This window comes from Bariatricus sp. HCP28S3_D3 (genome assembly GCF_052065755.1).
Classification (GTDB): Bacteria; Bacillota; Clostridia; order Lachnospirales; family Lachnospiraceae; genus Allocoprococcus.
The window spans coordinates 1-302 of record NZ_JBQHTK010000120.1; the positions used below are offsets into that span (position 1 = coordinate 1).

The window sequence follows — 302 nt, forward strand, 5'->3', positions numbered from 1 at the left end:
TATCACCAAAACAGGATTCGAAGATGTCTCTGAGTATGAACTTTTTATTCGCTGTTTTTCAGAGCAGTCCATTGTCGAACAGGGAAAACGTCGCTGGATTACTAAGGAAGACAACCTCGGCAATTCAACCATGCTGTTAAATCCAACTGATCCTGAGGCTACATACCGAAGGAAAGCAGGGAAAGAATATTGCGGCTATGTGGCTAATGTAGAGGAAACTGTTGGGAAAAATGGTTCTGTTGTAACCAGCTATGAGTATGAATCCAATATCCATTCAGACTCACAGTTTATAAAAGAACATC

General features: G+C 40.7%; 1 pseudogene. It reads left to right on the forward strand.

Features of this window, described 5'->3' with window-relative positions:
- Positions 1 to 302, forward strand: a pseudogene (locus tag ACTNB3_RS17985) (transposase); the annotation flags it as partial.